The sequence below is a fragment of the Erwinia sp. B116 genome, assembly GCF_002865965.1.
Taxonomy (GTDB): domain Bacteria; phylum Pseudomonadota; class Gammaproteobacteria; order Enterobacterales; family Enterobacteriaceae; genus Erwinia.
Map to the genome: position 1 here is coordinate 1 of NZ_JRZZ01000014.1, position 19,755 is coordinate 19,755.

Sequence of the window (19,755 nt, forward strand, 5' to 3'; positions counted from 1 at the left end):
CTGCCAGTGAACTTATTTATAACAAGGCCGTTATATGCACAGCCCTAAACCTGTTACACAACAGGAACATCCGCTCGACGACGATATCACGCTGATGACCACCACCGATGCCAGCAGCTACATCACCTACGCCAACAACGCGTTTATTGAGGTGAGCGGCTATGAACGCGACGAGATCGACGGTCAGCCGCACAACCTGGTGCGCCACCCGGATATGCCAAAAGCCGCTTTTGCCGATATGTGGGCCACCCTGAACCAGGGGCTGCCGTGGACCGGGCTGGTAAAAAACCGGCGTAAAAACGGTGACCACTACTGGGTGCGGGCCAATGTGGTGCCGGTGGTCCGCAACGGTGAGATTCAGGGGCATATGTCGGTGCGCACCAAGCCGCAGGCGGAAGAGGTGCGGGCGGCTGAGCAGCTGTATCAGAAGATCAATCAGGGAAAAATGAAGGGCTGGCGGCTGCATAAGGGGCTGCTGCTGCGCAGCGGCTGGCTCAGCGGTCTGAGCATCCTGAAAACCCTGCCGTTGCGCTGGCGCATCCGCAGCGCGCTGCTGGCGCTGTGGCTGCCGCTGATCGCAGCTGCCGCCGCATCTGGTGCATCCGGCCTGGCGCTGGCCGGCTTCAGCGGCGTTTCGGCGCTGCTGCTGCTGCTGGGCAGCCTGTGGCTGGAGAGCCAGATCTCGCGCCCGCTGGAGTCGGTGTGCCGCCAGGCGCTGGACGTGGCGTCCGGTGCCCGGCCGCAGGTGGGCCATCTGAACCGGGTGGATGAAATTGGCATGACCCTGCGCGCCGTCGGTCAGCTGGGGCTGATGTTCAGCTGGCTGATCAATGACGTGCGCGATCAGGTGGTCGACGTTCACCAGGCGAGTGACGCGCTGGCGCGCGGCAACGACCAGATCAGCAGCCACACCGAGCAGACGGCGGCCAGCGTGCAGCAGACCGCCAGCACCATGAACCAGATGACCAGCACCGTGCAGCGCAACGGCGAGAGCACCGAGCAGGCCAACCAGTTCTCGCGTACCGCCAGCAGTGCGGCGGCGAAGGGCGGCGAGGTGATGCAGGACGTGGTGGTGACCATGGACGAGATCGCCGAGAGCGCGCGGCAGATCGCCACCATCACCGGGCTGATCGACAGCATCGCGTTCCAGACCAATATCCTGGCGCTGAACGCGGCGGTGGAAGCCGCGCGGGCGGGCGAGCAGGGCAAGGGCTTTGCGGTGGTGGCCGGCGAGGTGCGTAACCTGGCGCAGCGCAGCGCCGGTGCCGCCAGCGAGATCCGCCAGCTGATTCAGGCCAGTAACCTCAAGGTGCAGTCCGGCGCCGGGCAGGTGCATGAAGCCGGCAAAGCCATCAGCGATATCGTTGAGAAGGTGCAGAACGTCACCGAACTGCTGCAGCAGATCAGCGTGGCTACCGCCGAGCAGAGCAGCGGCCTGAACGAGGTCGGCCAGGCGGTAGCGGCGCTGGATCGTCTGACCCATGATAACAGTGCGCTGGTCACGGAAGGGGCTCGCGCGGCACAGCGTATGAAGTACCAGGCGCAGCGGCTGGTGGAGGCGGTCAGCGTCTTCCGCTAACCCCCGGACGGGCCAGCGAAGGCCCGTTTTGCCGTTGTTGCAACACGATATTTGACTAAGCTCACAAATAAAATTTTTATTTCTTTTTGGTGTTTTGTGAAATAATAAATTCAACTATCCTGCAGGGCATTGACCGTTAACCTTGCCGGAGACGATTTATGTCCGCCATTCCCAGCCTTGAAACCCTGCTTGAGCAGGAAGCCCACGTGCGCGTCAGCCAGTTCAGTTTTGATACCGCCTGGCAGATCGGCAGCCTGCTGCGCGAACGTGCCGCCCGCGAAAACCTGCCGGTAGCGATTGAAGTTTATGCCTTTGGTCAGGTGCTGTTCAGCACCTCCCTGAGCGGCTCCAGCGCAGAAAACCTCGAATGGATTGCCCGTAAGCGCAACACCGTGCTGCGCAACGCCCACGCCTCGCTGTATACCGGCGAGCTGAACAAGGCCAACGGCGTGGCGATGGAGCAGATGAGCTATATGGATCCGCAGCGCTACACCGACTCCGGCGGCAGCTTCCCGCTGCTGCTGGCCGGCGGTGGCGTTATTGGCGCGGTTACCGTCAGCGGCCTGCCTTCCGATGAGGACCATGCGCTGGCGGTGTGGGCGATCCGGCAGGTCATGTAACGTCACGCCTCCTGGCCCCTCTGCACCCTCTGCACCCTCTGCCGACTGCGCCTGGCGCGTATTCGGCAGCTTCTGCCGCCGATCGCTCTGAAAAAAGCAGCACCGGTTATCCGCATCGGCGATGATAAAGGGCAGGAGACGGGCGGCTGGGTGCCACCTCGCCGTTGCACCGCCCGGTTTTGTGCCCTGAATAACGGTTAAGGAGAGTTATGAATAGCTATCAGGTAGCGGTGATCCCCGGCGACGGCATTGGCGTTGACGTCACCCGGGCCGCATGGCAGGTGCTGGAACACAGCGCGGCAAAATTTGATTTTTCCCTCGGCGGTGAGTGGTTCCCGTGGTCCTGTGAGTACTATCTTGAGCACGGTGAAATGATGCCGCAGGACGGCATCGCCACGCTGAAGCGCTTTGATGCGGTGCTGCTGGGCGCGGTGGGCTGGCCGGATAAAGTGCCGGATAACGTCTCGCTGCACGGGCTGCTGCTGCCGATCCGCAAGCAGTTCGACCTGTTTGCCAACGTGCGCCCGCACCGGCTGCTGGCCGGGGTGGAAGGGCCGCTGCGCAAGGGCGACTTTGATATCCTGTGCATTCGTGAAAATACCGAAGGCGAGTACAGCGGCGCCGGTGGCCGTATCCATCAGGGCACGCCGGATGAAGTAGCGGTGGAAACCTCGATCTTTACCCGCCGCGGCGTCGAGCGCATTCTGCGTTATGGCTTCGAGATGGCGCGTCAGCGCAGCGGGCGGCTGGCCTCGGTCACCAAGTCCAACGCGCAGAAATACACCATGGTGATGTGGGATGAGGTCACCGAAGAGATCGCCCGGGAATACCCGGACGTGACGGTGAACCGCTATCACATTGACGCCATCGCCGCGCGGATGGTGATGAACCCGGAGACGCTGGACGTGATCGTTGCCTCGAACCTGTTTGGCGATATCCTCACCGACCTTGGTGCGGCGATCCAGGGCGGTCTGGGCTACGCGGCCTCCGCCAACCTCAACCCGCAGCCGGGCGTGCCGTCGATGTTTGAGCCGGTACACGGTTCGGCACCGGATATCGCCGGGCAGGGGATTGCAAACCCGATCGCCGCCATCTGGTCAGCGGCGCTGATGCTGGAGCACCTCGGCGAGCGTGACGCGGCGGCGGCGATCCTCAGGGCGGTGGAAACGGTAACGGCGCAGGCGGGCAACGGCGGTGGGCTGAAAACGGAACAGATTACGGCGGCGGTGATCGCGGCAATTTGATGGCAGATGATCACTGTTAAAGTCTGAATGTCAGGCCGTTAACGGGCAGGTACCGGCTGCGCATATCGGTTAGATGACTGTGTTAAAACGGCCTGTTACGCCTTTCAGGAATTACAGCGCTGTTGCATAAATTTCAGACGAGGCGCTGATTTAGCGCAACTGAAGTCGTTGATTTAAAAGTAAAGGAGTAGACTGCGTGGCGGGTGCTCAGGATCTTATGTCCTGAGCCATTCTGGTAAGGGACGTAAAGAGAAAAAGCCCCACATGATGTTAATCACGTGAGGCTGCTCCTTACATCTCGACAATGTGAGGGTAGCCTTTTGCCAGCTGTAAAGCAATGGAGAAAGGAGGCCAAAGATGGCAAAGAAACTGCTAGCCCTGTGCATTATTGTGGTCTGTGTGACCGCGGTTTTGCTGGTTCTGGTTACCCGCGGTTCACTCTGTGAGCTGCGGTATAAACAGGGAGGGATAGAGTTGCAAGCCAGCTTAGCCTGTCACCCGTAAGGTAAAGCCAGCTGACGGCGGGCCCTGTGCCCGCCCGTCAGGCACATTGCCGGGTGGAGGTCGATGAGCACCCTTTTACATGCTTTACTCAAAAAAAAATGGCCCCTGTGAAGGGGCCATTTTTATGCAGCATGCAGGACGTTAACCGAAAGGTTAGTCGTCCAGGAAGCTGCGCAGCACTTCGGAGCGGCTTGGGTGACGCAGCTTGCGCAGCGCCTTGGCTTCGATCTGACGGATACGCTCACGCGTTACGTCAAACTGCTTGCCCACCTCTTCCAGCGTGTGGTCGGTGTTCATATCGATACCGAAACGCATGCGCAGCACCTTCGCTTCACGGGCGGTCAGGCCGGCCAGCACGTCATGGGTGGCAGAACGCAGGCTCTCTGAAGTGGCAGAGTCCAGCGGCAGCTCCAGCGTGGTGTCTTCGATGAAGTCGCCCAGATGCGAATCTTCATCATCACCAATCGGCGTCTCCATGGAGATCGGCTCTTTAGCGATTTTCAGCACCTTACGGATCTTATCTTCCGGCATCAGCATACGTTCGGCCAGCTCTTCCGGCGTCGGTTCACGGCCCATCTCCTGCAGCATCTGGCGCGAAATACGGTTGAGCTTGTTAATCGTCTCAATCATATGCACCGGAATACGGATGGTACGCGCCTGATCGGCGATAGAACGGGTAATCGCCTGACGGATCCACCAGGTGGCGTAGGTCGAGAACTTGTAGCCGCGGCGGTATTCAAACTTATCCACCGCTTTCATCAGGCCGATGTTACCTTCCTGAATCAGGTCAAGGAACTGCAGGCCACGGTTGGTGTACTTCTTGGCAATCGAGATAACCAGACGCAGGTTAGCCTCAACCATCTCTTTCTTCGCACGGCGCGCTTTCGCTTCACCGATCGACATGCGACGGTTGATATCTTTTACCTGTTCGATGGTCAGGCCGGTCTCTGCTTCGATCTGCTGCAGTTTCTGCAGGCCACGATGCACGTCGTCAGACACTTCGTTCAGCTTTTCAGACCACGGCTTGTTCATCGCCAGCGCGGCTTTGAACCAGGTTTCATTGGTTTCGTTGCCGGTGAACAGGGTAATAAAGTTCTTTTTCGGCATCTTGCACAGCTCAACACACAGACGCATGATCAGACGTTCCTGAGTACGGACGCGGTCCATCATGGTACGCATGTTGTTCACCAGGTAGTCGAACTGCTTCGGCACCAGGCGGAACTGTTTAAAGACGTCGGAAAGCGCCTGAATCTCGGCGGCGGCGTCTGCGTGGCTGCGGCCTTTGGCTTTGATTACCGTACGGGCTTTTTCGTACTGGACGCGCAGGTCGTTAAATTTCTCGCGCGCCAGTTCAGGATCGATGCTGTTATCGTCTTCGCTGCTGTCGTCGTCGGACTCTTCATCTTCCTCTTCGTCGTCGTTACGTTCTTCTTCAGACAATTCGGAGCCGACGTGGGTCGCGGTCGGAGCGATATCTTCCTGTGCATTCGGATCGACAAAGCCGGTGATCATGTCAGACAGGCGGGCTTCACCTGCTTCAACACGATCGTACTGCTCCAGCAGGTAGGTGATCGCTTCCGGGTACTCTGCAACAGAGCACTGGACCTGGTTAATACCGTCTTCAATACGCTTGGCAATATCGATCTCGCCTTCGCGGGTCAACAGCTCAACGGTACCCATTTCACGCATGTACATGCGCACCGGGTCGGTGGTGCGGCCAATTTCAGATTCAACGCTGGACAATACCTGTGCAGCCGCTTCTGCCGCATCTTCATCGGTATCGTTACTGCTTTCATTCAGCATCAGATCATCGGCATCAGGCGCTTCTTCCACCACCTGAATACCCATGTCGTTAATCATCTGGATGATGTCTTCGATCTGATCGGAGTCGACGATATCTTCCGGCAGATGGTCATTGACCTCGGCATAGGTCAGATAGCCTTGCTCCTTACCACGGGTGACAAGAAGTTTCAGCTGTGACTGCGGGTTTTGCTCCATAAGACGGTATCCACACTTCTGTTAAATTAGATTGGTGTTGGTCGGCTATGAGGCCAACAATAACAGTGAGGGCGTTTGGATTATTGCCGCTGCCCGTCGTGGCGGCTGTCAGGGTCAACCTGACGGATATTCGGCACTCAAGCCGCTTGATGTTCTGTCCGAAGCTATCTCACTTGCCATTTTGCCCCCCGGCTGTGCTCGCACTCCTCACGTACTGATGTACGCTCCGGGTGCTGCGCGCAGGCGGTGGGCAAACTGGCTGCGCCGATAACGCTTCTTGATTCTGATTTGGGGCAGTGAGTGGGCGACCACTCACTGCAAAAATTATTGTTTCTTCAGCGCCTGGCTCAGTGCCCAAAACTCGCGGCGTTCTTCAGCGCTCAGTACATGGGTACGGTCACGGGCAATCAGCTCTTCCAGCCGTTGCTCCAGTGCGGCATCGTACATACTGGCCAGCGAGTCCTGGAACATGGTTTCCACTTCGTCATCCACGATCATGTGGTTCCATGTGGCCAGGGTTTCAAGGCTTTGACTAAATTTTGTGCCGCGATACAGCTCCAGCAGCTGCCCGGTACTCATACCGGGGTGGGCAACACAGGTGTTGACCAGTTCAACAAACAGAGAAAAACCGGCCATGTCTGACTGCTGCAGGCCTTCAAGCGACGGAACCTGAGCGGCCAGCTGCGGATTTTGTATCAGCAGCCCAATAAGTATACGCATGGTTGTGCGTTTTAGCTGGGGCTGCGGTGGCTGTTTCGCATTTTCAGCCTGTTTCGGCAGCAGCTTTTCCAGCTGGCTGTCGTCCAGAATCCCCAGCTTGTTGCCCAGCTCCTGGCGCAGGTAGATGCGCAGCGTTTCGCCGGGTACCTGGCTAATCAGCGGCAGGGCCAGGGTGCTCAACAGCGCCCGCCCGTCCGGTGAACGTAAATCAACCTGCGGCATCAACGTGTCAAACAGAAACGCGGAGAGCGGCGTGGCCTGCTCCATACGCGCTTCAAACGCCTCTTTGCCCTCTTTACGCACCAGCGTATCCGGATCTTCGCCGTCCGGCAGAAACATAAAGCGCAGCTGACGGCCGTCATTCATATAAGGTAGCGCAGTTTCCAGCGCCCGCCAGGCGGCTTCGCGGCCGGCCCGGTCACCGTCATAGCAGCAGATCACCGTGTCCGTCGTACGGAACAGTAACTGAATATGTTCCGCCGTGGTCGAGGTGCCGAGCGAGGCTACCGCGTAATCGACGCCAAACTGGGCCAGCGCCACCACGTCCATATAGCCTTCCACCACCAGCAGCCTGGCCGGCTGTGGATGGTTTTTCTGCGCTTCATACAGGCCGTAAAGCTGGCGACCTTTGTGGAATATATCGGTTTCCGGCGAGTTGAGGTATTTCGGCACTCCGTCGCCCAGCACCCGGCCGCCAAAGCCAATCACCCGCCCACGTTTATCGTGGATCGGGAACATCACCCGCTCGCGGAAGCGATCGTAGGTACGGCCTTTATCGTTGGTCACCAGCATGCCGGCGTCCGTCAGTGACTGACGATCGTCGGGATTACGGCCAAAACGTTTCAGGGCGTTGTCCCAGCCTGCCGGGGCGAAACCGATGGAGAAGTGCTGAATGACCTCATCGCTCAGGCCGCGCTCGCTCAGATACTGACGCGCGCCTGCCGATGGGCTCTGGGCCAGCGACTGCTGATAAAAATCACGCAGGCCGGTCATCAACTGGTAAAGACTTTGACGCTGGTGACGCTCTAACTGGCTGGGGCCACTACCGCTTTCATAGGGCACTTCCAGACCGTACAGCGTCGCCAGTTCTTCAATACTTTCGACAAATTCCAGACGATCGTAGTTCATCAGGAAGTCGACGGCGTTGCCGTGGGCACCACAGCCAAAGCAGTGGTAGAACTGCTTTTCACCGTTAACGGTGAAGGAGGGGGTTTTCTCGTTATGAAAAGGACAGCATGCGTGATAATTCTTACCCTGCTTTTTTAGCTTAACCCGGGCATCGATCAGATCCACGATATCCGTGCGTGCGAGTAAGTCATTGATAAATACACGCGGAATGCGTCCAGCCATAAATCCCCTTCAACTGCCATAAACGGCAACAAGCCGCGCATTCCTTTCGGAAGCACGGCCTGATAACTACTAACTTGTCTGTGAAACGTGAGGGTGACCCCTCAGGATATTAGTACAGACGAGTGCGGCGTGCGTTTTCGCGAGCCAGTTTCTTCGCGTGGCGTTTAACGGCTGACGCTTTAGCGCGCTTGCGTTCGGTAGTAGGTTTTTCATAAAACTCACGACGACGAACTTCAGCCAGAACGCCTGCTTTCTCACAAGAACGCTTGAAGCGACGCAGTGCTACGTCGAATGGCTCGTTTTCACGTACTTTAATTACCGGCATGTAACTCTCACCTCGATAAAATCGGTTTTTGCCGCTGGCGTCGATGCCAGCTCATTTCAAAATGGTGCGGAATTTTACTCCAACACAGGCTTCGTTGTAAAGCACCATAGCATATCTTCACCAACAGATGCGCCTGTGCGGCTGCCGGCTTTTTTCAGGGCGCTGATTATACATCAATCAGCCCGCCACGCCTAAAAAAAATCGCCTTGTTGTACAGTAAGTAAGCGCTGCGTGCATATAATTGCCGCCAGCAAAAGCGCGGTCATGCTACACTGCGCGCCGCTTGAATGAGGTGAAAAAACATGCGTGTTCTCGGAATTGAAACATCCTGCGATGAAACCGGCATCGCCATTTATGACGATACGGCCGGCCTGCTGGCCAATCAGCTTTACAGCCAGGTGAAGCTCCATGCCGACTACGGCGGTGTGGTGCCGGAGCTGGCGTCGCGCGATCACGTGCGCAAAACGGTGCCGCTGATTCAGGCGGCGCTGAAAGAGGCCGGGCTGCAGGCGCAGGATATCGATGCCGTGGCCTACACCGCCGGGCCGGGGCTGGTCGGCGCGCTGCTGGTCGGCGCCACCATTGGCCGCTCGCTGGCGTTTGCCTGGAACGTGCCGGCGATCGCCGTGCACCATATGGAAGGTCACCTGCTGGCACCGATGCTGGAAGAAAACCCGCCAGAATTTCCGTTTGTCGCGCTGCTGGTTTCCGGCGGCCATACCCAGCTGATTAGCGTCACCGGCATCGGCGAATATACGCTGCTTGGCGAGTCAATTGACGATGCGGCGGGTGAAGCCTTTGATAAAACCGCCAAGCTGCTTGGGCTGGACTACCCAGGCGGGCCGATGCTGGCGAAAATGGCGCAGCAGGGCGTGGAAAAACGCTTTGTCTTCCCGCGGCCGATGACCGATCGTCCGGGGCTGGACTTCAGCTTCTCCGGGCTGAAGACGTTTGCCGCCAACACCATCCGCGACAACCCGGACGATGCGCAGACCCGCGCAGATATCGCCCGCGCCTTTGAAGACGCGGTAGTCGATACCCTGGCAATTAAGTGCCGCCGTGCGCTGGATCAGAGTGGCTTTAAGCGGCTGGTGATTGCCGGTGGCGTTAGCGCCAACCGCACGCTGCGCAGCAAGCTGGCCGAGATGATGCAGAAACGCGGGGGAGAAGTATTCTATGCCCGGCCGGAGTTCTGTACCGATAACGGCGCGATGATCGCCTATGCCGGTATGGTGAGGATGAAAGGCGGCACGCATGCTGAGCTTAGCGTCACCGTGCGTCCGCGCTGGCCGCTGGCGGAGCTGCCCGCAATCTGAGTCCGCACGTCGGTTCTGGAGTGGGCATCGTCAGTTGAGTCGCGCTCGCCGGTATGCTTCAGGTGCGGCGGTCTGTCCGCGCCTGAGCCCGCCAGCGTTAGCGGCGACGATCCGCTCCCGTTGCCGTGGGTTTGCTGCTGACGCGCCGTAGCTCCCCGTTCTGAAAAGCCACGGATTTACGGCTGCTTTTTCTTCTTCTTCCAGATCTTGCCTTCCTGCCCGCGCCACAGCCGCTGAATATTGTCATGGTGGCGCAGCAGGATCAGGCAGGAGAGCATCGCCACCGGGAAGGTGAACTGCGGTTTGAACCACCAGACGTAAAACGGCGCGATCAGCGCGCTGATAATCGCCCCCAGCGATGAGTAGCCGCTGAGCAGCACGGTCAGCAGCCAGGTGCCGGTCATCAGCCCGGTCAGGTCCCAGCCGATCGGCGCAATCGCGCCAAACGCGGTGGCCACGCCCTTACCGCCCTTAAAGTGGAAAAACACCGGATAGATATGACCGAGGCAGGCGGCGATTGCCGTCAGGCCCAGATAAAGCGGCGGCAGCCCAAAGTGATACGCCAGCCACACCGGCAGCATCCCTTTCAGAACGTCAAACACCAGCACCGCGGCCGCCGCGCCTTTGCCGCCGATGCGCAGCACGTTGGTGGCACCCGGGTTGCCGGAACCGTTATGGCGGGGGTCCGGTAATCCGAACAGCCGGCACACCAGAATCGCACTGGAGACCGAGCCACACAGATACGCGAAAAGGATCATGCCAAGCGCGAATACACTCATAACAGCGTTCCGTCCTGTTGGGGTCGTTTTGTTGTCAGCATCCGTGGATAATACGCATAAAGCGCCGGTGATGGTATCGGCAACCACAAAAACAGAGAGCCGTTTCATGGATATTGTATTTATCGAGCAACTGTCGGTGATCACCACCATTGGCGTTTACGACTGGGAGCAGACTATTTCCCAAAAGCTGGTGTTCGATGTCGAAATGGCATGGGATAACCGTAAAGCCGCCGCCAGCGATAACGTCGCTGACTGCCTGAGCTACGCGGACGTTTCTGAGGCGATCCTGCGCCACGTGGCGAACGGCAGGTTCGCGCTGGTGGAGCGGGTGGCGGAAGAGGTGGCCAGCCTGCTGTTAAGCGAATTCGCCTCGCCGTGGGTGCGGATTAAGGTCAGTAAGCCGGGTGCGGTGGCCGAAGCGCGTACCGTCGGCGTGATCATCGAACGCGGGACAAATCCGAAATAAATTCAGGATGATTGCCATCACAATGAAACCAAATCACATTAAGCTCTGTCTTAAACCGGGTCTCATTGTATGAGCACAATTGGGCGGGCGCGATATGCGGCCGCCTTTTTAATGATTTGTATGCTTAGGGGTAGATTTTAATGGCAGATATTCACCAGCTGTGGGTGGCACTGATACTCGGCGTGGTTGAGGGATTAACGGAGTTTCTTCCGGTTTCGTCCACCGGACATATGATCATCGTCGGTCATTTACTGGGCTTTGAAGGCGATAAGGCCGAAACGTTTGAGGTAGTGATCCAGCTGGGATCGATTCTGGCGGTGGTGGTGATGTTCTGGCGCCGCCTGTTTGGGCTGATCGGCATCCACTTTGGCGGTAAGCCAGTCGCGCATGAGGGAACCGGCACCGGTCATCTGACGCTTATCCATATTTTGCTGGGCATGGTGCCGGCGGTGGTGATTGGTCTGCTGCTGCACGACCATATCAAAGCGCTGTTTAACCCGGTCAACGTGATGTATGCGCTGGTGGTCGGCGGCGTGCTGCTGATTGCCGCCGAGCTGCTGAAGCCGAAACAGCCGAAAGCGGTGGGCGTGGACGATATTACCTACCGTCAGGCCTTTATGATCGGCTGCTTCCAGTGTCTGGCGCTGTGGCCGGGCTTTTCGCGTTCGGGTGCCACTATTTCCGGCGGGATGCTGATGGGCGTCAGCCGTTATGCCGCTTCGGAGTTTTCGTTCCTGCTGGCGGTGCCAATGATGATGGGGGCTACCGCGCTGGATCTCTATAAGAGCATGGGCTTCCTCAGCATGGCCGATCTGCCGATGTTTGCCGTAGGCTTTGTCACCGCGTTTATCGTCGCGCTGATTGCGATTAAGAGCTTCCTGCACATTATCAAACGGATTTCGTTTATCCCGTTCGCGATCTATCGCTTTGTTATCGCAGCGGCCGTTTACGCGGTGTTTGTGCTGTAAGCCGGTAAGTCGCCAGTTGGCTGGGGGGCAGGCTCAGGGAGCCTGTACACTCCGCAAAGACGCAAAAAGCATCATCCCTGATAGCTCAGCACGGGCCTTCCCTGGCCCGTGATGCTTTGCTCCGTGTACAGGCTCCCTTCGCTTTATGTTCTGAGTTGTCTGTAGGTAGAAAACCGTTAACACTGTGCATGGCTCAGGGAGCCTATACGAAGTACATCTCTAATCGGTGATACTTTATTGCTGCGCCTGCCAGTGGGCCAGTGCGGCAATCCGCCGCCGGGAGAGTTCTTCGCGTACTTCTGCACCTTTGAATCCATCGGCGACTACCGCGCGCGGTTCCACCTTCAGCACCTGCTGAAAGGCGGTGCGCAGATAATCACCCTGCGGGTAAGCATTCTCTTCAAACCCGGTACGGCCGCGGGCGTCGGCTTCGCTGGTCAGCGCCACCTGCTCAATACGTTGCGGTTTACGCCAGGCGTCCAGCCGGTCAAACAGCGCCACCAGCGTTTCCGCGCTCTGTCGTTGAATGGTATGCACGATATCGTGAAACTCGGTGACCAGCAGCGCGAGGTCCCGCACCTGATTAGGCACGCGCAGCCGCTGGCAGAGATCGGCAACCAGCGGCACGCCGGCCGGACCGTGGCCGTGATGGCTGGGCCATTTGGCCGGGTCGGTCAGCCCTTTGCCGACATCATGGAACAGGGTGGCAAAGCGGATGTCCAGCTGCGGGCTGAGCCTGGCCGCCATCGCCAGCGTCATCAGGCTGTGGACGCCGGTGTCGATCTCCGGGTGCCACTGCGCTGGGGCGGGCACGCCAAACAGCGCATCCAGCTCGGGGAACAGTACCGCCAGCGCGCCGCAGTCGCGCAGTACTTCAAAATAGATCTGCGGGCTGTCGCTCAGCAGGGCGTTTTCGGTCTCTTTCCATACCCGCTCGGCAGTGAGGTGCGCCAGTTCACCGCTGGCGGTCATCTCGCGCATCAGCGTCAGCGTTTCTGGCGCCACGCTAAAACCCTGGCGGGCGAAGCGCGCGGCAAAGCGGGCCACGCGCAGCACGCGCAGCGGGTCTTCACTGAAGGCGGGGGAGACGTGGCGCAGCAGGCGCTGTTGCAGATCGGCGCGGCCGCCGTAGGGATCGTAATAATGCCCGGCGTCATCCTGCGCGATGGCGTTGATGGTCAGATCGCGGCGCGCCAGATCCTGCTCCAGCGTCACGTCCGGCGCGGCGTAGCAGACAAAGCCGGTGTAACCGCTGCCGGATTTGCGCTCGGTGCGGGCCAGCGCATACTCTTCATGGCTTTTTGGGTGCAGAAATACCGGAAAATCGCGTCCCACCTGTTCATAACCCGCCGCCAGCATCTCTTCAGGTGAGGCACCTACCACCACCCAGTCTTTGTCTTTCAGCGGCAGATTTAACAGGGCATCGCGGACGGCACCACCGACGAGGTAGGTTTTCACAACGGGTCTCCAGCAGGGGAAAGGGGGCCAGAATTGAGGTTCTGGCAGGCGTTTACTCTATCATTTTTAGCGTGCAAAGGCTAAATCGCAGGCACGACAAAAGGGGCATCAACGGATGCCCCCGGGCACGGCCGCTGCGGATCAGTTCATCCAGCGGTTATTTTGCTTCCGGCGTGGCAGCATATGCGGCAACAGCAGGCCGAGCAGCAGGCCAACGCCCGCCACGCCGCCGCCGTACATAAACCACTGCATGATGATGGCGCGCTGCTTGTCATCCAGCTGCACGTTGGCGGCATCGACCTTTTTCTTCGCCACCACCAGCTGGTTTTTCAGCTGCTGATTCTCTTCCTTCAGCGCGTTAATCGCGTCATCGCTGCCGGCCACTTTCTTCTGCATATCGGCGGTACGCTGGTTCCAGCTGCTGTCGATATTATCCAGCTTGGCGGTGAGATCCTTCACCTGCTGCTCCAGCTCTGGCACCCGGGTGCGCAGGCTGGGCTGCTGGCTGAGCTGGGCCAGTGGGATCCAGGTGGTACGCCCCTGGCTGTCGCGGATCTGGCCATATTTGCTGTTTTCATTGGACTGCAGCAGGCTGACTTCTTCACCGGCGTTCAGCGTGCCGATCAGGCGGTAATCGTTACCCGGGCCACTGCGTACCCAGGTAGAAAGTTCGTCGGAAACATAGCGTTTCTCTTCGGCGTGCACGGTAGCTGCCGTGCTGAGGGCCAGCAATGTCAGGCCCATCAGGTGAGTTAATTTCATTCGAACTCTTTAATTGTAGTTAATGCGGAAAAACCCAAAGGCACAGTCTGGAGCGGCCCCGCAGAAAGCTGAATGGGAACTATCCTGGTCTCACCGGGCCTGCGATCTGCCACGCGAAAGCATAATAAACCCGAGACAGCCCGGCGGTTTGTGCATTAATCTGCTCGCTATTCCGTGGCACAACCCCAGGTTACCGTGCCGGTAACGACATAAAATAAGACATTATGACCATCGAAATCGAATTAAAGTTCATTACCCGTAGCGACGCCGCCGGCGTTGCCGAAAAACTCGCCGCCCTGCCGCATCAGCATCATGCCGGACAGACGCTGACCAATATTTATTTTGAAACCGCCGACAACCAGCTGCGGCGCTGGGATATGGGGCTGCGCATCCGTGGGGTCGGCGATCGTTATGAGATGACGCTGAAAACCGCCGGTCAGAGCGTAGGCGGCCTGCACCAGCGCCCCGAGTACAACGTCGACCTCGAAAAACCCGAGCTGGATATCCAGCGCCTGCCTGCGGACGTGTGGCCCGCCGGTACCGATGTCGCCGCCCTGCAGCAGCAGTTACAGGCGCTGTTCAGCACCAACTTCACCCGTGAAAAGTGGGTGGTCACTTACCGTGAAAGCGAGATTGAAGTAGCCTGGGATCGCGGCGACGTGCGCGCGGGCGAACTGAGCGAGCCGCTGGCGGAGATTGAGCTGGAGCTTAAAAGCGGCCAGCGTGACGATCTGCTGGCGCTGGCCGCCGAACTGGCCCGGCTGGACGGTCTGCGCTTGGGCAGCCTGAGCAAGGCGGCGCGCGGCTATGCGCTGGCGCAGGGCAACCCGCCGCGCGCGCTGCACCCGCTGCCGGTGCTGAAGGTGCGGCCGAAGGCCACGGTGGAAGAGGGCATGCGCGCCGCGCTGCTGCTGGCGCTCTCGCAGTGGCAGTACCATGAAGAGCTGTGGCTGCGCGGCACCAACGGCGCGCTGGTTGAGATCAAAAACGCGCTGGAAACGCTGCGCCAGGTGTTCTCCCTGTACGGCGCGCTGGTGCCGCGCAAAGCCAACAGCGAACTGCGCCAGCGGCTGACCGCGCTGGAAGAGGCGCTGCTGGACGACAACCTGGATCCGCAGGCGCTGTGCTTCAGCCCGCTCTGGCTGGAAGCGCAGTTAGCACTTACTCACTGGATTGTCACCGAGCGCTGGCGTGAATTCGCCGATGCGCGGGCCGAGGCCAAACTGCAGGGCTCCTTTAAGCGCTTCAGCGATATCATGCTGGGCCGCATCGGTGCCGATCTGAAAGAGACCTTTGCTCAGGTTAATCAGCTCAATGAGTATCAGGACAAGCTGACCCGCCTGCATCGCCAGCAGCTGGCCGCCCGTCTGCTGGCCGGTGCCTATGAGCCAGCGGTGGTCGGTGAGTGGCTGCAAAACTGGCAGCTGTTGCAAACGGCGATCGTCGAACAGCAGGATATCTGGCTGGACGGTCACCGCCGCCAGGCGCTGAAGCAGCCGCCATTCTGGAAAAACGGCAACGCCTGAGGCCTTGCCGCCGCCTGTTTTGTCATTGTGTATACACATCATCATTCAAGCTGCATCAAGGCGGCAAACGAGTGAATCCCCGGGAGCATAGACAACTATGTGACTGGGGTGAGCGAGAGTAGCCAACGCAGAGGCAGTTTGAAGGATGACGTGTATAGCCGATTATCAGGGAGTGTTTATGGTGCCATCTTTATCTCAGCCGCTGCCTCCGGCACTGGCAGAGCAGATTACGCGGCTCGATCCGCTGTTCAGCAGCGCTGGCGCGCAGCAGCAGGCGGTGCTGGCGTTCAGCGATTTCATCAGCGATAACCTGAGCAAACGCCCGGAGTGGTGGCAGCAGCTGCAGCAGCAACCGCCGCAGCCGGACGAGTGGCAGCATTACGCCCGGTGGCTGCAGCAGCAGCTGGCTGCGGTGCAGGACGAGAACGGGCTGATGCGTGAGCTGCGGCTGTTCCGCCGCCATATGCTGACCCGTATTGCCTGGATGCAGGCGCTGGCGACCAGCAGCACGCAGCAGTCGCTGACCCAGCTGAGCGAGCTGGCCGAAACGCTGATCGTGGCCGCCCGCGACTGGCTGTGGCACGCCTGCTGCCGCGAGTTCGGTACGCCGGTTAACCCGGCGGGAGAGCCGCAGCCGCTGCTGATCCTCGGCATGGGCAAGCTGGGCGGCGGCGAGCTGAACTTCTCCTCGGACATTGACCTGATCTTCACCTGGCCGGAAAACGGCACTACCCAGGGCGGCCGCCGCGAGTTGAGTAACGCGCAGTTCTTTACCCGCCTCGGGCAGCGGCTGATTAAGGTGCTGGACCAGCCCACCGTTGACGGCTTCGTCTATCGCGTGGATATGCGCCTGCGGCCGTTTGGCGACAGCGGCCCGCTGGTGCTGAGCTTTGCCGCGCTGGAAGATTATTACCAGGAGCAGGGGCGCGACTGGGAGCGCTACGCGATGGTTAAAGCGCGGCTGATGGGCGGCGACAACGATCGCTGGAGCCTGGAGCTGCAGCAGATGCTGCGGCCGTTTGTGTTCCGCCGCTACATCGACTTCAGCGTGATCCAGTCGCTGCGTAATATGAAGGGGATGATCGCCCGTGAAGTGCGGCGGCGCGGGCTGACCGACAACATCAAGCTCGGCGCGGGGGGCATCCGCGAAACCGAATTTATCGTGCAGGTGTTTCAGCTGATCCGCGGCGGGCGCGAACGTTCGCTGCAGATGCGTGCGCTGCTGCCCACCCTGGCCGCCATCGGCGAGCTGAACCTGCTCAACGGCGAGCAGGTGACCCAGCTGCACGACGCCTATCTGTTCCTGCGCCGGCTGGAAAACCTGCTGCAAAGCATCAACGACGAACAGACCCAGACGCTGCCCGCCGGCGAGCTGGACCGCGCGCGTCTGGCCTGGGCGATGGGTTTTGCCGACTGGGCGGCGCTGCTGCTGCTGCTTGACGGGCATATGGCGGCGGTACGTACCATCTTTGACGACCTGATCGGCGACGACGCGCCGGAACCCGACGAGCAGCGTGACGCGGGCGATTACGGCGTGCTGTGGCAGGACCGGCTGGAAGAGGCGGAGCTGGCACCGCTGGTGCCGCATCTGGCGGGCGACGCGCGCCAGCAGCTGCTTAACGCTATCAACGGCTTCCGCCACGACGTCGACAAGCGCACCATCGGGCCGCGCGGCCGCCAGGCGCTGGATCAACTGATGCCGCGTCTGCTGGCGGAAGTGGTGCCGCGCGATGATGCATCGGTGACCCTGAGCCGCCTGACGCCGCTGCTGCTCGGCGTGGTGACGCGAAGCACCTATCTGGAGCTGCTGACCGAGTTCCCCGGTGCCCTGAAACACCTGATCCGCCTGTGTGCGGCCTCGCCGATGGTCGCCAGCCAGCTGGCACGCTATCCGCTGCTGCTCGATGAACTGCTCGATCCGGCCACGCTCTATCAGGCCACCGCCACCGACGCCTATCGCGACGAGCTGCGCCAGTATCTGCTGCGCATCCCGGAAGAGGACGAAGAGCAGCAGCTTGAAGCGCTGCGTCAGTTTAAGCAGGCGCAGCATCTGCGCATTGCCGCAGCGGATATCGCCGGCACCCTGCCGGTGATGAAGGTCAGTGACCACCTCACCTGGCTGGCGGAGGCGATGATCGAAGCGGTAGTGCAGCAGGCGTGGCAGATGATGGTGGCACGTCACGGTGTGCCCTCGCACCTGACCCACGACGGTGAGCGCGGCTTTGCGGTGGTCGGCTACGGCAAGCTGGGCGGCTGGGAGCTGGGCTACAGCTCCGACCTCGACCTGGTATTCCTGCACGACTGCCCGACCGACTCGGTGACGCTGGGCGAACGCAGCATCGACAGCCGCCAGTTCTACCTGCGGCTGGCGCAGCGGGTGATGCACCTGTTCAGCACCCGCACCTCCTCCGGCATCCTCTACGAGGTGGACGCCCGCCTGCGGCCGTCCGGCGCGGCCGGCATGCTGGTCAGCACCTTCGACGCCTTTGACGACTATCAGCGCACCGAAGCCTGGACCTGGGAGCATCAGGCGCTGGTGCGGGCGCGCATCGTGTCGGGTGATGCCGCGCTCAGCCAGCGTTTTGCGGCGATCCGCCGTAATATTCTGGCGCTGCCGCGTGAGGCGCAGACGCTGCAAACCGAGGTGCGTGAAATGCGCGAGAAAATGCGCGCGCACCTCGGCAATAAACACAAAGGCCGCTGGGATCTGAAGGCAGATCGCGGCGGCATCACCGACATTGAATTCATCACCCAGTTTATGGTCTTACGCTATGCCGCACAGGATCATAGCCTGACGCGCTGGTCGGATAACGTGCGCATCCTCGAACTGCTGGCCAACGGCGGGCTTATGGAAGAAGAAGAGGCGCGCGAGCTGACCCGGGCTTACGTCACCCTGCGCGATGCCCTGCACCATCTGGCGCTGCAGGCGCTGCCGGGGCACGTCGAAGAGGGCGCGTTTGCCGACGAAAAAGCGCGGGTTAACGCCAGCTGGCAGGCGTGGCTCGGTGAGTAACGCCGCGCCCGGCGGCGGTGGTCAGCCATAGCCACAAATGTGCTATCATCGCGCGCATCATTTTTTGAATTTTACTGCAGTCTGGAGTGTCTGGAATGAAAGTTACACTGCCCGATTTTAAGCGTGCGGCGGTTCTGGTGGTTGGCGACGTGATGCTGGATCGCTACTGGCATGGTCCGACCAGCCGCATTTCTCCTGAAGCACCGGTACCGGTGGTCAAAGTGGAGCAGATCGAGGAGCGTCCCGGGGGCGCGGCTAACGTGGCGATGAATATCGCCTCGCTGGGGGCGGGATCGCGCCTGGTGGGCCTGACCGGCAATGATGACGCGGCGCGCGTGCTCAACACCACCCTGGGCGGCGTGAACGTAGCCTGTGATTTTGTCACCGTTCCTACCCACCCGACGATCACCAAACTGCGGGTGCTGTCGCGCAGCCAGCAGCTGATCCGCCTGGATTTTGAAGAGGGCTTTGACGGCGTTGACCCGCAGCCGATGCACGATCGTATCGCGCAGGCGCTGCCGCATACCGGCGCGCTGGTGCTCTCTGACTACGCCAAAGGCGCGCTGAGCAGCGTGGAAGCCATTATCAGCCTGGCGCGTGAGGCTGGCGTACCGGTACTGGTGGACCCGAAGGGCACCGACTTCGGCCGCTATCACGGCGCCACCCTGTTGACGCCAAACCTGTCTGAATTTGAGGCGGTGGTCGGTAAGTGCAAAAGCGAGGCCGAGATCGTCGAGCGCGGCACCGCTCTGATGCAACAGCATGCGCTGTCCGCGCTGCTGGTTACCCGTTCTGAAAACGGCATGACCCTGCTGCAGCCGGGCAAAGCGCCGTTCCACCTGCCAACCCAGGCGCAGGAGGTCTTCGACGTTACCGGTGCCGGCGATACGGTGATCGGCGTGCTGGCGGCGGCGCTGGCGGCGGGCAACACGCTGGAAGAGAGCTGTTTCCTCGCCAATGCGGCGGCGGGCGTGGTGGTCGGCAAGCTCGGCACCTCGACCGTTTCCACCGTTGAGCTGGAAAATGCCATCCACGCGCGGCCGGAATCCGGCTTTGGCGTGATGGATGAAGCGCAGCTGAAGGCAGAAGTGGCAAAAGCGCGTCAGCGCGGTGAAAAAGTGGTGATG

General features: G+C 60.1%; 16 protein-coding genes. 10 read left to right on the forward strand and 6 right to left on the reverse strand.

Features of this window, described 5'->3' with window-relative positions; genetic code table 11:
* The first annotated feature begins 34 nt into the window (after nucleotides 1-34).
* The 4 genes from NV64_RS11650 (at nucleotide 35) to NV64_RS11665 (ending at nucleotide 3,947) form a co-directional block, all read left to right on the forward strand.
* Nucleotides 35-1,579, forward strand: coding sequence for a PAS domain-containing methyl-accepting chemotaxis protein (locus NV64_RS11650; protein ID WP_101505978.1), 1,545 nt, complete (start codon nucleotides 35-37; stop codon nucleotides 1,577-1,579).
* A gap of 158 nt (nucleotides 1,580-1,737) precedes the next feature.
* Complete coding sequence (locus NV64_RS11655) at nucleotides 1,738-2,199, forward strand: heme-degrading domain-containing protein (RefSeq protein ID WP_101505979.1); 462 nt, start codon at nucleotides 1,738-1,740, stop codon at nucleotides 2,197-2,199.
* 209 nt (nucleotides 2,200-2,408) lie between these two features.
* Complete coding sequence (locus NV64_RS11660) at nucleotides 2,409-3,443, forward strand: tartrate dehydrogenase (RefSeq protein WP_056231386.1); 1,035 nt, start codon at nucleotides 2,409-2,411, stop codon at nucleotides 3,441-3,443.
* Between the two features lie 357 nt (nucleotides 3,444-3,800).
* Nucleotides 3,801-3,947 (forward strand): Hok/Gef family protein, encoded by a 147-nt coding sequence (locus NV64_RS11665; protein ID WP_101505980.1) that lies wholly within the window; start codon nucleotides 3,801-3,803, stop codon nucleotides 3,945-3,947.
* Nucleotides 3,948-4,100: 153 nt separating this feature from the next.
* On the opposite strand, the gene rpoD is transcribed toward NV64_RS11665, so the two are convergent.
* From rpoD to rpsU, 3 genes are all read right to left on the reverse strand, one after another.
* On the reverse strand, nucleotides 4,101-5,945 hold the full coding sequence (gene rpoD, locus NV64_RS11670; protein ID WP_056231387.1) for an RNA polymerase sigma factor RpoD: 1,845 nt from the start codon (nucleotides 5,943-5,945) through the stop codon (nucleotides 4,101-4,103).
* A 324-nt stretch (nucleotides 5,946-6,269) separates the two neighbouring features.
* Entirely contained in the window at nucleotides 6,270-8,015 is a 1,746-nt protein-coding gene (dnaG, locus tag NV64_RS11675; protein WP_101505981.1) for a DNA primase, read from the reverse strand.
* 109 nt (nucleotides 8,016-8,124) lie between these two features.
* Nucleotides 8,125-8,340 (reverse strand): 30S ribosomal protein S21, encoded by a 216-nt coding sequence (gene rpsU / locus NV64_RS11680; protein WP_001144069.1) that lies wholly within the window; start codon nucleotides 8,338-8,340, stop codon nucleotides 8,125-8,127.
* A 302-nt stretch (nucleotides 8,341-8,642) separates the two neighbouring features.
* Between rpsU and tsaD the strand changes: the two genes are divergently transcribed.
* A complete protein-coding gene (gene tsaD, locus NV64_RS11685; RefSeq protein ID WP_101505982.1) occupies nucleotides 8,643-9,656 on the forward strand; it encodes a tRNA (adenosine(37)-N6)-threonylcarbamoyltransferase complex transferase subunit TsaD in 1,014 nt (337 codons plus the stop codon).
* Nucleotides 9,657-9,832: 176 nt separating this feature from the next.
* On the opposite strand, the gene plsY is transcribed toward tsaD, so the two are convergent.
* A complete protein-coding gene (gene plsY / locus NV64_RS11690; protein ID WP_056231394.1) occupies nucleotides 9,833-10,435 on the reverse strand; it encodes a glycerol-3-phosphate 1-O-acyltransferase PlsY in 603 nt (200 codons plus the stop codon).
* Nucleotides 10,436-10,541: 106 nt separating this feature from the next.
* Between plsY and folB the strand changes: the two genes are divergently transcribed.
* Together folB and bacA are read left to right on the forward strand one after the other, a co-directional pair.
* A complete protein-coding gene (gene folB, locus NV64_RS11695; protein ID WP_056232307.1) occupies nucleotides 10,542-10,901 on the forward strand; it encodes a bifunctional dihydroneopterin aldolase/7,8-dihydroneopterin epimerase in 360 nt (119 codons plus the stop codon).
* Nucleotides 10,902-11,041: 140 nt separating this feature from the next.
* A complete protein-coding gene (gene bacA, locus NV64_RS11700) occupies nucleotides 11,042-11,869 on the forward strand; it encodes an undecaprenyl-diphosphate phosphatase (RefSeq protein ID WP_056231397.1) in 828 nt (275 codons plus the stop codon).
* Between the two features lie 234 nt (nucleotides 11,870-12,103).
* Here the strand turns inward: bacA and NV64_RS11705 are convergent, their stop codons facing one another.
* A complete protein-coding gene (locus tag NV64_RS11705) occupies nucleotides 12,104-13,327 on the reverse strand; it encodes a multifunctional CCA addition/repair protein (protein ID WP_101505983.1) in 1,224 nt (407 codons plus the stop codon).
* A 141-nt stretch (nucleotides 13,328-13,468) separates the two neighbouring features.
* Nucleotides 13,469-14,089, reverse strand: a complete 621-nt coding sequence (locus NV64_RS11710; RefSeq protein ID WP_056231402.1) for a TIGR04211 family SH3 domain-containing protein — start codon at nucleotides 14,087-14,089, stop codon at nucleotides 13,469-13,471.
* Between the two features lie 224 nt (nucleotides 14,090-14,313).
* On the opposite strand from NV64_RS11710, the gene NV64_RS11715 reads away from it, so the two are divergent.
* The 3 genes from NV64_RS11715 to hldE form a co-directional block, all read left to right on the forward strand.
* On the forward strand, nucleotides 14,314-15,615 hold the full coding sequence (locus NV64_RS11715) for an inorganic triphosphatase (RefSeq protein ID WP_056231405.1): 1,302 nt from the start codon (nucleotides 14,314-14,316) through the stop codon (nucleotides 15,613-15,615).
* A gap of 178 nt (nucleotides 15,616-15,793) precedes the next feature.
* A complete protein-coding gene (gene glnE / locus NV64_RS11725) occupies nucleotides 15,794-18,628 on the forward strand; it encodes a bifunctional [glutamate--ammonia ligase]-adenylyl-L-tyrosine phosphorylase/[glutamate--ammonia-ligase] adenylyltransferase (protein WP_101505984.1) in 2,835 nt (944 codons plus the stop codon).
* A gap of 95 nt (nucleotides 18,629-18,723) precedes the next feature.
* The coding region (gene hldE / locus NV64_RS11730) for a bifunctional D-glycero-beta-D-manno-heptose-7-phosphate kinase/D-glycero-beta-D-manno-heptose 1-phosphate adenylyltransferase HldE (RefSeq protein WP_233208973.1) at nucleotides 18,724-19,755 on the forward strand (1,032 nt) is incomplete at its 3' end.

Coding starts and splice junctions, on each gene's coding strand:
- NV64_RS11710 (WP_056231402.1), bottom strand. CDS start 14,089: ATGAAATTAACTCACCTGATGGGCCTGACATTGCTGGCCCTCAGCACG.
- plsY (WP_056231394.1), bottom strand. CDS start 10,435: ATGAGTGTATTCGCGCTTGGCATGATCCTTTTCGCGTATCTGTGTGGC.
- glnE (WP_101505984.1), top strand. CDS start 15,794: ATGGTGCCATCTTTATCTCAGCCGCTGCCTCCGGCACTGGCAGAGCAG.
- rpoD (WP_056231387.1), bottom strand. CDS start 5,945: ATGGAGCAAAACCCGCAGTCACAGCTGAAACTTCTTGTCACCCGTGGT.
- NV64_RS11655 (WP_101505979.1), top strand. CDS start 1,738: ATGTCCGCCATTCCCAGCCTTGAAACCCTGCTTGAGCAGGAAGCCCAC.
- NV64_RS11660 (WP_056231386.1), top strand. CDS start 2,409: ATGAATAGCTATCAGGTAGCGGTGATCCCCGGCGACGGCATTGGCGTT.
- NV64_RS11650 (WP_101505978.1), top strand. CDS start 35: ATGCACAGCCCTAAACCTGTTACACAACAGGAACATCCGCTCGACGAC.
- dnaG (WP_101505981.1), bottom strand. CDS start 8,015: ATGGCTGGACGCATTCCGCGTGTATTTATCAATGACTTACTCGCACGC.
- rpsU (WP_001144069.1), bottom strand. CDS start 8,340: ATGCCGGTAATTAAAGTACGTGAAAACGAGCCATTCGACGTAGCACTG.
- tsaD (WP_101505982.1), top strand. CDS start 8,643: ATGCGTGTTCTCGGAATTGAAACATCCTGCGATGAAACCGGCATCGCC.
- NV64_RS11665 (WP_101505980.1), top strand. CDS start 3,801: ATGGCAAAGAAACTGCTAGCCCTGTGCATTATTGTGGTCTGTGTGACC.
- folB (WP_056232307.1), top strand. CDS start 10,542: ATGGATATTGTATTTATCGAGCAACTGTCGGTGATCACCACCATTGGC.
- NV64_RS11715 (WP_056231405.1), top strand. CDS start 14,314: ATGACCATCGAAATCGAATTAAAGTTCATTACCCGTAGCGACGCCGCC.
- bacA (WP_056231397.1), top strand. CDS start 11,042: ATGGCAGATATTCACCAGCTGTGGGTGGCACTGATACTCGGCGTGGTT.